Genomic DNA, 12320 nt, shown 5'->3' with positions numbered 1-12320 from the left:
CTCCGCTCGGCTCCCGCTGAACGAGGAGCAGCTCGATGCCCGACGAACCGAGAACGCGATCCGCTCCGGCCGCGTCCGACGCCCCGGACCGGGCGGTGCTCCGCCGCGTCGCCGGCGCCGCACTGCTGGGGTCCGCCCTGGAGTGGTACGACTACTTCCTCTTCGGCGCGGCGGCAGCGCTGGTGTTCGGCGAGGTGTTCTTCCCCTCGCAGGACCCGACCGTCGCGGTCCTGCTGTCGCTGGCGACGTTCGGCGCCGGGTTCGTGGCACGTCCCGTCGGCGCGGTCGTCTTCGGTCGCATCGGGGACAAGCACGGACGCCGTCCGGCCCTCGTCGCCACCGTTCTGGTGATGGGTCTGGCGACCACGGCGATGGCCCTCATCCCGTCGCACGCCACGATCGGCGTCGGGGCACCGGCCCTGCTCGTCGTCACGAGGTTGTTGCAGGGCATGGGGTCGGGTGCCGAGTACAGCGGTGCGTCGGTCTTCGCCGTGGAGTACGCGCCGCCGAACCGGCGGGGCCTCTACGGTTCCCTGTCGGCGGCGGGCGTGTACCTCGGCATGGTCCTGTCCTCGGCCGCGGTCCTGCTCGTCACCGCGCTGACCACGGATGAGCAGTTCGCGTCGTGGGGGTGGCGCCTCCCGTTCCTGGCCAGCCTGGTGCTGGTCGCGATGGGTTTGTGGATCCGCACCCGACTGGACGAGACCCCGGAGTTCGAGCGCGAGATCGCCGCTGACGACGACCCCGCGCCGGGGCCGTTGCGAACGGTGCTGCGCACGCAGTGGCGCAGCATGGTCCTGGTCGCCGCGCTGGTCGCCGCGCCGCTCGCGCTGAGCCACCTGTACCAGGTGTTCGCGCTGTCGTACTTGGACGAGAAGGGCTACTCACCCGGAATCGGGACGCTGGGGCTGGTGATCGCCGGCTTCACGGTGATGATCACCGCACCGCTGGCGGGATTGGCGTCCGACCGCTTCGGCCGTCGTCCGGTGCTGATGGCCGGGGCCGGGTTCGCCATCGCGTTCGCGTTCCCGTTCTTCTGGCTCGTCGACACCGGCCGGCCCGGGCTCGCCGTGCTCGCCATGGCGATCGCGCAGGGCGGCAGCGTGGGCATCGCCTTCGGAGTCCAGGGCGTGCTGCTCTCCGAGCTGTTCAGCACCGTGGCCCGCTACAGCGGTGCCGCGATCAGCCGCGAGGCCGCGGCCGTGGTCTTCGGCGGTTTCGCACCTTTCCTCGCCGTCGCGCTCTCCACCACAGCCGGCGGCGCACCGTGGCCGGTCGCGCTGTACGTGATCGGCCTCGGCCTCATCACGCTGATCGGTGGTTGGTGCGCGCCGGAGACGGCACGGCGCGGGCTGGCGGGTTCGCGACCCCGGACGGCAGGGCCGATCGAAGGCGACACCGCTTCGCCCGCGCGGTAGTCGACCGCTTGACGAATGAGAACCGCCGAACTTCGCCAGGAGGAAGAATGGCCAAGCTGGCTCAAACGCACGGACTGACGGACGTGCAGACGGAGATCCTGTCCACCGTGCGGGCCTTCGTGGACAAGGAGATCATCCCGCACGCCCAGGAGTTGGAGAGCTCGGACGCGTACCCGGCGGAGATCGTCGAGGGCATGAAGGAGATGGGGCTCTTCGGGATCACCATCCCCGAGGAGTTCGGGGGACTGGGCGAATCGCTGCTGACCTACGCGCTGGTCGTCGAGGAGATCGCTCGCGGGTGGATGAGCGTCTCAGGCGTGATCAACACGCACTTCATCGTGGCGCACATGATCTCCCGGCACGGGACGCCGGAGCAGAAGCAGCACTACCTACCCAGGATGGCCACCGGTGAGGTGCGGGGGTCGTTCTCGATGTCGGAACCGGACACGGGGTCGGACGTCGCAGCGATCAAGACACGGGCCAAGCGCTCCGCCGACTCCTACACCATCGACGGGTCGAAGATGTGGCTCACCAACGGTGGCTCGTCGAACCTGATCGCGCTGCTGGCGAAGACCGACGAGGGCGCGGAGAAGGCGCATCAGAACCTGACGACGTTCCTGGTCGAGAAGCCGGAGGGCTTCGGCGAAGTGGCGCCCGGGCTGACCATCCCGGGCAAGATCGACAAGATGGGCTACAAGGGGGTCGACACGACCGAGGCCGTGTTCGACGGGTTCGAGGTCGCCGCGGACCAGGTCCTGGGTGGCGAGTCGGGCAAGGGCTTCTCGCACATGATGGACGGCATCGAGGTCGGACGGGTGAACGTCTCGGCGCGGGCGTGCGGGATCGCGATTCGGGCGTTCGAGCTCGCCGTCGACTACGCCCAGCAGCGGCAGACCTTCGGCAAGCCCATCGCGCAGCACCAGGCGATCTCGTTCAAGCTCGCCGAGATGGCGACGAAGGTCGAAGCCGCCCACCTGATGATGGTCAACGCCGCGCGGCTGAAGGACTCGGGTGAGCGCAACGACGTCGAGGCGGGCATGGCGAAGCTGCTCGCCAGCGAGTACTGCGCGGAGGTGACGCAGGACGCCTTCCGCATCCACGGCGGCTACGGCTACTCCAAGGAGTACGAGATCGAGCGGCTGATGAGGGAGGCGCCGTTCCTGCTCATCGGTGAGGGGACCAGCGAGATCCAGAAGACGATCATCAGTCGCGGACTGCTGCGCGAGTACAAGACCCGCGGCTGACGACGATCCCGGCACAGCGCACCCGCCGGTCTCGAACCGCTCGGCCCATCGGCAGGACCGGGCAGCGATCAGGCGGGGTGCGGATCTGGAGGAGTGAGGACATGGACGACACGACCGGCTTCCGGCCGCAGCGCTGCTGCCTCTCCGTGCCGGGCACCGATCCCGAGATGATCGGCAAGGCCGTGCGCGCGGGTGCGGACGAGGTGGTGGTGGACCTGGAGGATTCCGTTCCACCGCACCGCAAAGCAGCGGCGAGGGAGCAGGTGGTGGAGTGGCTGTCCACCGCCGAGGATCCCGGAGTCGCGCTCGCCGTTCGGATCAACCCGGCCGGTTCGCCTTGGTGCCACGCCGATGTCGAGGCGTGCGTGCGGGTCCGCGGGTTGCCGTTCTCCCTCGTCCTGCCCAAGGTCGAGACGGTCGGCGACCTCGCCTTCGCCGACCGGTTGCTGGCCGGCGTCGAAGCGGCGGCGGGGCGGTCCGAACCGCTCGGGCTGCAGGCGTTGATCGAGACCGCGACCGGGTTGACCAACGTCACCGAGATCGCGGCGGGCTCGGACCGGTTGCGCGCGGTGATCCTCGGCTACGCGGACCTCGCCGCGTCGCTGGGCCGCAGCGGCACCCCGGTTCCGGGCGCCTGGTTGCCCTCGCAGCACGCCGTGCTCACCGCCGCCCGCGCTGCCGGGATCGCCGCCGTCGACGGCCCGCACCTCGGCGTCGGGACCGGCGAGGACTTCGCCGCGGAGGTCGAGTGCGCAGCGAGCCTCGGCTTCGACGGCAAGTGGGTCATCCACCCTCGGCAGGTCTCGCCGGTGATCACCGCGTTCACCCCGGGCGATGAAGAGATCCAGAACGCTCGCGCAGTGCTCGACGCCCTCGCGACCGCGCACCGCGACGCGAGCGGCGCCGTGGAACTGGACGGGCAGATGATCGATGAGGCCGTCGCCGTCGCCGCTCGCCGCACCCTGGCCAAGGCGGGCGCGGCATGATCGCCGAAGGACCGCACTTCGACGAGCTGAGCGTCGGACAGGTCTTCGACTCCGCACCCGGGCTGACGCTCACCTCCGGGCTGGCGCAGGCACATCGCTCGATCATCGGAGAACGCCTGGCGCTGCCGCTGGACGACGGGCTCTCGGCTTCCGTGACCGGGGCTCCCGCGCTCGCCTCACCCGCACTCGTCTGGGACGTGGCGATCGGCCAGTCCACCGCAGCGACCCACCACGTGAAGGCCAACCTGTTCTACCGCGGGTTGGTGTTCCGCCGCGCACCGCACCTCGGAGACACGCTGCGCAGCCGCACGGAAGTCGTCGCCCTGCGCCAGAACCGGGTGCGTGAGGGGCGCCGGCCCACCGGGCTCGCCGCGCTGCGCATCACCACCGCCGACCAGTACGGCGCACCGGTGCTGGACTTCTGGCGTTGCGCCATGCTGCCGTTGCGCGACCCGGAGGCGCGGACCGGCCACGCGGACGACCTCGACTCCGTCGGTGCGGCGGCATCGAACGAGTCGCTGACGGCGGTGACCGGCGGGTGGGACCTCGATCCGCTGCGCGGACGCGGTCCGGGTTCCGCGGAGCTGACCGAGGGCCAGGTGATCGAGGTCGGGGGCGGTGACGTCGTCTCCAGCGCGCCCGAGCTGGCCCGGCTCACGCTCAACGTCGCCAAGGTCCACCACGACGCAGCGGCCGGCGGCGGCCGTCGGCTGGTGTACGGCGGCCACACCATCGGCCTCGCGCTGGCCCAGGCGACGCGGGCGCTGCCCGGCATCGCGACCGTGACCGGCTGGCGCAGCTGCGAGCACCTGGGCCCGGTGTTCGAAGGTGACACGCTGCGCAGCACGATCACCGTCGAGCGACTGGACGGGTCCGGCCACGGCGTTGTGGCGCACCTCCGCAGTCAGGTGACCGCCGACGGCCCGGAACAGCGGAACGTCCTCGACTGGAGGTTCGCCGCGCTCGTGCCCTGAGCCCAGCGGGCGGTCGTGCCCCGAAACTCCATGATCGATGTCTCATGTGTCGGGTCAATTCGGACCAGGACCGTCCACTGCCGACGCTCGCTCAGCTTGCCCCGATCTCGGCTGCTCTTACGCTCGTAGGGGCACCGCTGGATCGAGATTGTGGAGGCTTTCTCTCATGGGTGATCTCGCTAGCAAGCTGGACAAGGCTTACGAGGGCAAGAGCGTGGCTGACCTGGCCGATGCGCCGGTGGCCGCGCTGCAAGGCGTCAGCGACTCCGATGCCGAGCACCTCAACTCGGCCTTCGGCATCAAGACCGTGCGCGACCTCGGCACGAACAAGTACTTCCTGTGGGCCCAGTCGATCGCGAAGCTGGCCGAATAGCCGGGAGCCCGAAGCGGGGGGTTGATCTTCATCAGGATCAACCCCCGCTTGCTCACCAGGGGGTTTGCGCCCCCAGCAGGACTCGAACCTGCGACCTAAGGATTAGAAGTCCTTTGCTCTATCCGGCTGAGCTATGGGGGCCGTTTGGTGGGCGGTATGCCCGACGTTGTGCAGCAAGCAGGGTAGCGGTCGGCCGCATCGCTTGTGGGATCTACGCGGCAACGTTGCCGAGCCGGTACCTAACGGCAAGCTTTTCGACAACCGGCAAGCGGGTCATGCCGGGGGTAGTTTTCCCAGCGCCGCGGTGGTCAGGCCGAAGAGCCGGTCGGCGGTGTCCGCTGCTGAGGCGTCCTTGAGCGACAGCATCGTCAGCAGTGATCTGTCCGATCGGATCGCCGTCGCGGCCGTGCACGTCTGGTAGCCCGTCACCGGTTCGCAGTACAGCCAGCTGGAGTAACCCCGCACGTCCACTTCGACGCCGCGTGGTTGGCGCTGGGCGATCGACGTGAACGGCTCGTGGAAGCCGGCGGCGGCCGTGTTGTCCGGGTGGCCGCCGAGCAGGTGCGCGCACGCGCCCGGCACCGGGTTGCCCGGGTGCGGGGGTCCCGCCACGCCGCCGACCGGGACCAGGTCGTCGGGGGAGAGCAGGGTGCACGGGTCGACCTCGCCGCGCGGGGCCGGGATGCGGGGTGGCTGCGCGATCGCCGAGCGCGTCTGCGGCGTCTCGGGATGCTCCTGGAACCCCGCCGCGGGGATGGGGCTGCCCACCACGGCGTTCGAGCAGCCGCTCAGCGCCGATCCGCCGATCAGGACGCACAGCGCGAGCACCCGCGGTAGGCGGTGACGGACATTCGGCACGGGGTAACCGTAGCGGCGCGGAGTGCGCGAGACCACGCCCAGGTGCGCCATCCTGACCGGTGAAGCCCGCACGAGGGCCGTTACGCTCGGTGTGTGCCATCAGAGTCAGTCGCCGAACCGAATCCCAGGCGCAGTGCTTCCGGCACGGTCGGCGTGCTGGTCTTCACCGCTGGAGTGCTCGCGGCGCTGATCGCCGCCGCCCTGACCACGCTGTCCGCCGGAGCCAACTACGCCCTGCTCGGACTGCCCGACCCGGGGCCCGTGACCCAGTACGGGCTGCCGGTGGTGCGGGTCCTCGCCGAGACCGGGTCCGTGGTGGCCATCGGTTCGCTGCTGCTGGCGTCCTTCGGCATCCCGGCCAGCCGTTCCGGCGCACTGCTCGCCGACGGCTACGCGGCGGTGCGCACGGCGGGCTGGGCCGCCTCGGCGTGGTTCGTCGGTGCCGCCCTGATGGTGCCGTTCCTCTGCGCGGACGCCACCGGGCGCCCGGTCAACGAGGTGCTCAGCGCCGACGTGCTGTTCGGCCTGATCGACGCGCTCGAAGAGGCCAAGGCCTGGGCGCTGACCGCGGTGATCGCGTTCCTCGTCGCGCTGGCGTGCCGGATCGTGCTGTCGTGGGGCTGGACCGTGGTGACCTTCGCGCTCGGCCTGGCCGGGCTGCTGCCGGTCATCGCCACCGGTCACTCCGCCAGCGGCGGCGCGCACGACATCGCCACCAACAGCCTGCTGTTCCACCTGGTCGCCGCCGTGCTGTGGGTGGGCGGGCTGATCGCCCTGATCGCTCACGCCGCCCGCGGCGGGGCGCACCTGCCGCTGGTCGCCCGCCGGTTCTCGGTGATCGCCCTGGTCAGCTGGATCGCCATGGCCCTGTCCGGGGTGATCAACGCGCTGGTGCGGGTCACGCCGGAGCAGCTGTTCGGCTCCACCTACGGCCTGCTGGTGCTGCTCAAGGTCGCCGGTCTGCTGGTGCTCGGCGCGTTCGGATACGTGCAGCGCAACAAGGTCGTCGCCCGGCTGGAATCGGGATCGTCCGGGCTGCTGCGGCTCGGCGCCCTCGAAGTGCTGATCATGTTCGCCACGCTCGGCGTCGCGGTCGCGCTCGGCCGCACCCCGCCGCCCGGCGGCTACACCACCGTGCCCAGCCGCACCGAGCTGATCATCGGTTACACGCTCGACGCGCCTCCGGACGTGCTGCGGCTGTTGTTCGACTTCCGCTTCGACCTCGTCTACGGCACGGGCGCGCTGGTCCTGGCCGGCTTCTACCTGTGGGGCGTGCTGCGGCTCAAGAGCCGCGGCGACACGTGGCCGGTCGGCCGCACGATCGCCTGGCTGTGCGGCTGCTTGACGATCCTCTTCGCCACCTCCGCCGGTGTCGGCCGCTACGCGCCCGCCGTGTTCAGCGTGCACATGGGGCAGCACATGCTGCTGTCCATGCTCGCTCCGGTCTTCCTGGTGCTGGGCGGACCGACCTCGTTGGCGCTGCGCGTGCTCAAGCCCGCCGGCAAGGGGATGCCCGCCGGGCCCCGCGAGTGGCTGGTGGCGTTCGTCAACTCGCCGCTGACGCGCGCGCTCACCCACCCGATCGTCGCGCTCGTGCTGTTCGTGGGCTCGTTCTACGCCCTGTACTTCACCGGCCTGTTCGACCTGGCGCTGAGCCAGCACTGGGCGCACCTGGCGATGAACGCGCACTTCCTGCTGGTCGGCTACGTCTTCTACTGGCCGGTCATCGGCATCGACCCGTCGCCGCGCCAGCTGCCGCCCATCGGCAAGGTCGGCATGGTCTTCGCCTCGATGCCCTTCCACGCCTTCTTCGGCATCGCGCTGATGATGTCCGCCAAGCCCATCGGCGGCGACTTCTACCGCAGCCTCGACCTGCCGTGGCTGACCGACCTGCTCGCCGACCAGCGGCTCGGCGGTGGCCTGGCGTGGGCGTCCGGTGAGGTGCCGCTGGTCGTGGTGATGCTGGCGCTGCTGATCCAGTGGTCCCGGGCGGACGACCGGCAGGCGCGGCGGATCGATCGCAAAGCCGACAAGGACGGTGACGCCGATCTCACCGCCTACAACGAGATGCTCAAACGCCTGGCCGATCAGGACTCGCCGCGCGGCTGAACACCCGGGCGCAGCCCGTTCGGCTTCCCGGGGGCCCGCATGCGCGGCGCCGGGTGGGACGCAACTACGATTCGTGGCATGGCCGAGTTCATTTACACCATGAAAAACGTGCGCAAGACGCATGGTGACAAGGTCATCCTCGACAACGCGACCATCCAGTTCTACCCGGGCGCCAAGATCGGCGTCGTCGGGCCGAACGGGGCTGGCAAGTCGACCGTGCTGCGCATCATGGCGGGACTCGACCAGCCGAACAACGGAGAAGCGTTCCTGTCGCCGGGTTACACCGTGGGCATCATGCAGCAGGAACCCCCGTTGAACGAGGAGAAGACGGTCCTCGGCAACGTCGAGGAGGGCGTCGGCGAGATCAAGGTGAAGCTCAACCGCTTCAACGAGATCGCCGAGCAGCTCGCGACCGACTACTCCGACGAGTTGATGGAGGAGATGGGCAAGCTCCAGGAGGACCTGGACCACGCGGACGCGTGGGAACTGGACTCCCAACTGGAGCAGGCGATGGACGCCCTGCGCTGCCCGCCGCCGGACGCCGAGGTGACGCACCTCTCCGGTGGTGAGCGACGGCGAGTCGCCCTGTGCAAGCTGCTGCTGAGCAAGCCCGACCTGTTGCTGCTCGACGAGCCCACCAACCACCTCGACGCCGAGAGCGTGCTCTGGCTGGAGCAGTTCCTGGCCAACTACCCGGGCGCCGTCCTCGCCGTGACGCACGACAGGTACTTCCTGGACAACGTCGCCGGCTGGATCCTGGAGCTCGACCGCGGTCGCACCTACCCCTACGAGGGCAACTACTCCACCTACCTGGAGAAGAAGCAGGAGCGCCTCGCGGTCCAGGGCAAGCGGGACGCCAAGCTGCAGAAGCGCCTCAAGGACGAGCTGGAGTGGGTCCGCTCCAACGCCAAGGCCAAGCAGACCAAGTCGCGCGCCCGTCTGTCGCGCTACGAGGAGATGGCCAACGAGGCGGAGAAGACCCGCAAGCTCGACTTCGAGGAGATCCAGATCCCGCCGGGCCCGCGCCTGGGCAACACGGTGGTCGAGGTCGAACACCTCAAGAAGGGCTTCGACGAGCTGCTGATCGACGACCTGTCGTTCAGCCTGCCGCGCAACGGCATCGTCGGCGTCATCGGCCCGAACGGCGTCGGCAAGACCACGCTGTTCAAGACCATCGTCGGACTCGAGGAGCCCGACAGCGGCACGGTCAAGGTCGGCGACACCGTCAAGCTGTCCTACGTCGACCAGAACCGCGCGAACATCGACCCCGACAAGAACGTGTGGGAGGTCGTGTCCGACGGGCTGGACTTCATCCAGGTCGGCCAGGTCGAGATGCCCTCGCGCGCCTACGTCAGCGCGTTCGGCTTCAAGGGCCCGGACCAGCAGAAGCCCGCGGGCGTGCTCTCCGGTGGTGAGCGCAACCGGCTGAACCTGGCCCTGACGCTCAAGGCCGGCGGCAACCTGATCCTGCTGGACGAGCCGACGAACGACCTGGACGTCGAGACCCTGGGCTCGCTGGAGAACGCGCTCGAGCAGTTCCCCGGCTGCGCTGTGGTCATCTCCCACGACCGCTGGTTCCTGGACCGCGTCGCCACGCACATCCTGGCGTGGGAGGGAGATGAGGAGAACCCGGCCAAGTGGTTCTGGTTCGAAGGTAACTTCGAGGGGTACGAGCAGAACAAGATCGAGCGGCTGGGCGCCGACGCAGCCCGACCGCACCGGGTTACCCATCGCAAGTTGACCCGCGGCTGAACGGAGGCGCCTTGGCGAGCGTGGCCGCTGTGGCAGAGCCCAGCTCGGTGGAAGGGTTGCTCGAAACCGCGTGGCAGATGCGGTGGAGAGTCCCGGAACTGGCATTGGTGCTCAGCGACAGAGCGGTCACGTTCGCCAGGCGCACCGGCGACCGGGGCGCGCGGTTGCGCGCCGAGGCGCTGGCCCTGTTCGCCGCCAACCGGTTGGGACGGGGCGTCCCGGCCACCGGCCGGGCGCTCGCCGCCGTCCGCGACGCCGAGGCGTCAGGCGGCGACGTCCTGACCCGGCTGCGCATCGAGCTCGGCTGGTGCGCGGTCAGCGCGGGCAGCCACGAGGTGGCCGTCCGCATCCTGCGCCGCGAGCTGGCGCACGAGCGGGTCGACCCCACCCTCCGCGCGCACGCCCTGCTGGCCCTGGCCTCGGCGCTGCCCGCCCACCAGGACGTCGACGAGCGCAGCCAGGCCCTCGACGAGGCCGAGCGCCTCTACGCCGACTGCGACGCCGACCAGGACCTCACCCGCGTGCTCAAGGCCCGCGTGTGGGTGGTCCGGGCCGCGCACTGCCGCAGGCTCGGCGAGTTCGGCGAGGCCGTCGCCGCCACCGACGCGGGGTTGGCGCTGCTGCGGCGGCTCAGCGACCCGGAGGCCGAAGCCGGCGAGATCCAGACCCGGTTGCTGCTGGAACGCGTGCACGCCCTGCTCGATCAGGGTCACCGCGTCGAAGCCGTCGAGACCAGCCAGGCCGTGCTCGCCGAACCCGTGCGCGCGGCCGCCGCCGGACCCACCGGGTGGCTCGGGCTGGCGCTGGCCACCCGCGTGCACCTGCCCGCCGGGGACCACGAGGCCGCCCTGCGGGTGCTGGCCGAGACCGCCGCGATCTCCGAGAGGCACAAGCTGGACGGGTTGCTCGCCGAGGCGCTCAACGCGCTCTCCCGCGCGCACGAGCGCGTGGAGGAGATCTCCGAGGCGTTGCAGGCGCTGCGCGGTGCCTACTCGGCCGATCGGCGGTGGCGGGCGGCCGTGCACAACGCGCGGGTCAGCCTGCTCAGCGCGTACCCGGCGGAGACCGACGCGCCGCGCGGCCGGCGGACACCCGTCGTGGCGGCGGTGCCCGAGCCCGCCGCGCCTGAGCCCGTCGCGGCTCCGCCCGTGGCTGCTGAGCCCGCCGCGCCTGAGCCCGTCGCAGCTCCGCCCGTGGCTGCTGAGCGCGTCGTTCCTGAGCCTGTCGCGCCAGTGGCGGCTGCTCCCGTCGTTCCCGAGCCCGTGGTCGCCGAACGGGTCGAGCCCGTCGTTCGAGAGCCCGAACCGGCCCCTGCTGAACCTGTCGTGACCAGCTACGACCAGCTCGTTGCTGCAGAGCCGGCCGCGCCCGAGCCGGTCCAGCCGGAACGGGCCGCTGCCGAGCCGGTCCGACCTGAACCCGTCGTTCCCGAACCGGCTGCGCCCAAGCGCGGTGGTTACGCCGAGGCCCACGACGCGGCTCGGCTGCTGATGGAGGCGCTGACCAGCCGCGCGGCCAAGGAGACCGAGGACGCCGAGCCCGCCCCCGCCGAGGACGAGGCCGCCGCTGAGCAGCGGTCGATGCCCGAGCCGCGGGTGGCGTTCGACGCGGTGTCGCCGAGCGAGATGTTCGGTTCCGGCCAGGAAGAACCGGCCGCGGAGGAGCCGCAGCGCTCCACCGGCGCCTGGTGGCCCTCCGGCGAGTCCGAGCAGGCCCGCCCCGCCGAGGACCACGAGTTCGGCGCGGACGACGAGTCCGGTGGCTACGAGGACGGCTACGGCGACGACGACCCCTCGCAGCGGTGGAGCGGTGATCCGCTGGCGGCGGCGGCCGACAGCCTGCGGCGCATCACCGAGGCCCACGACCGCCGCGGGCACACCCGTGAGCCGGAACCGGAGCCGGCCACCCCGCCGCACGGCTTCCCGGTCCAGGAGCCGCCCGAGGAGATCCCGGAGCAGGTCGCTCACGACGAGCCGCAGGGCGGGCGCCGGTCCCGGGGCAAGTCGCTGGCCGAGATCCGCGCCGACCTCCAGCTGCCCGCCGATCATCGGCCCTCCCGGCGCCGCGCCCGGCACGCCGATCCCGATCCGCTCGCCGCGTTCCAGCCGGCCGTTCCGGAACCCGAGCCTCCGGCTCCCGCGCCATCGGAGCCGGCGGCCGAGGACACCAATCCCGGCTTCCGGTTCAGCGTCCCCGAGCCCGACCCGGTGCCGCCGGAGCCGAGCGCGGACGCGAGCCTGGCGGATCTGCTCGCCGATGCGCTCATGGCCTACAACGCCGGCCGCACCGACGAGGCGAAGCAGCAGGTCAGCGAGGGCATCGCCGCCGTCGGGTATGGCAGCGATCACAATCCCGGTTACGGTGAGCCGGGCTACGGCGACAGCTACAGCGACAGCGATTCGAAACACACGGATCAAGGCACCGGCGGTGAGGCCGGGCGCAAGCGCCATCAGTCCACAGAGGATGATCAACGAACGGGCTTCGGAGCCCGCCACCGCGCACCCGGATTCGGTGGTGCGGCAGCGGATCCGTTGCTCTGAGAAACCTCGTGGACATCGATCGTTGCGCCTGTTTTCACCAGCGGTCCGCAGTCAGATCCCGGCCCC

General features: G+C 70.7%; 9 protein-coding genes and 1 tRNA gene. 8 read left to right on the top strand and 2 right to left on the bottom strand.

The window, feature by feature from the left end; all coding sequences use genetic code 11:
* The first annotated feature begins 35 nt into the window (after nucleotides 1-35).
* From KBO27_RS20070 to KBO27_RS20050, 5 genes are all read left to right on the top strand, one after another.
* Nucleotides 36-1418 carry an MFS transporter gene (locus tag KBO27_RS20070; protein ID WP_210971415.1) on the top strand — a complete coding sequence of 461 codons (1383 nt, stop codon included), beginning with the start codon at nucleotides 36-38 and terminating at the stop codon, nucleotides 1416-1418.
* Between the two features lie 47 nt (nucleotides 1419-1465).
* On the top strand, nucleotides 1466-2662 hold the full coding sequence (locus KBO27_RS20065; protein WP_210971414.1) for an acyl-CoA dehydrogenase family protein: 1197 nt from the start codon (nucleotides 1466-1468) through the stop codon (nucleotides 2660-2662).
* A 101-nt stretch (nucleotides 2663-2763) separates the two neighbouring features.
* Complete coding sequence (locus KBO27_RS20060; RefSeq protein ID WP_210971413.1) at nucleotides 2764-3648, top strand: HpcH/HpaI aldolase/citrate lyase family protein; 885 nt, start codon at nucleotides 2764-2766, stop codon at nucleotides 3646-3648.
* On the top strand, nucleotides 3645-4622 hold the full coding sequence (locus KBO27_RS20055) for a MaoC family dehydratase (protein WP_210971412.1): 978 nt from the start codon (nucleotides 3645-3647) through the stop codon (nucleotides 4620-4622). Before KBO27_RS20060 ends, KBO27_RS20055 begins: the two co-directional genes overlap by 4 nt.
* Before the next feature lie 166 nt (nucleotides 4623-4788).
* On the top strand, nucleotides 4789-4995 hold the full coding sequence (locus tag KBO27_RS20050) for a hypothetical protein (RefSeq protein WP_210971411.1): 207 nt from the start codon (nucleotides 4789-4791) through the stop codon (nucleotides 4993-4995).
* 67 nt (nucleotides 4996-5062) lie between these two features.
* On the opposite strand, the gene KBO27_RS20045 is transcribed toward KBO27_RS20050, so the two are convergent.
* Nucleotides 5063-5136 (bottom strand) — tRNA-Arg (locus KBO27_RS20045).
* Nucleotides 5137-5268: 132 nt separating this feature from the next.
* Complete coding sequence (locus KBO27_RS20040) at nucleotides 5269-5853, bottom strand: DUF3558 domain-containing protein (RefSeq protein ID WP_307870503.1); 585 nt, start codon at nucleotides 5851-5853, stop codon at nucleotides 5269-5271.
* A 93-nt stretch (nucleotides 5854-5946) separates the two neighbouring features.
* Between KBO27_RS20040 and KBO27_RS20035 the strand changes: the two genes are divergently transcribed.
* From KBO27_RS20035 to KBO27_RS20025, 3 genes are all read left to right on the top strand, one after another.
* The gene (locus KBO27_RS20035) at nucleotides 5947-7962 is read left to right on the top strand and encodes a bifunctional copper resistance protein CopD/cytochrome c oxidase assembly protein (protein WP_210971410.1); all 2016 of its coding nucleotides are present in this window, start codon (nucleotides 5947-5949) and stop codon (nucleotides 7960-7962) included.
* Between the two features lie 78 nt (nucleotides 7963-8040).
* Nucleotides 8041-9714: an energy-dependent translational throttle protein EttA gene (gene ettA, locus KBO27_RS20030; RefSeq protein WP_210971409.1), complete on the top strand. Its 1674-nt coding sequence runs from the start codon at nucleotides 8041-8043 to the stop codon at nucleotides 9712-9714.
* Between the two features lie 29 nt (nucleotides 9715-9743).
* Nucleotides 9744-12254 (top strand): ATP-binding protein, encoded by a 2511-nt coding sequence (locus KBO27_RS20025; RefSeq protein WP_210971408.1) that lies wholly within the window; start codon nucleotides 9744-9746, stop codon nucleotides 12252-12254.
* Nucleotides 12255-12320 lie beyond the last annotated feature (66 nt).

This window comes from Saccharopolyspora endophytica, assembly GCF_018070075.1.
Classification (GTDB): domain Bacteria; phylum Actinomycetota; class Actinomycetes; order Mycobacteriales; family Pseudonocardiaceae; genus Saccharopolyspora; species Saccharopolyspora endophytica.
This window is presented reverse-complemented; position numbering and strand designations above follow the sequence as displayed.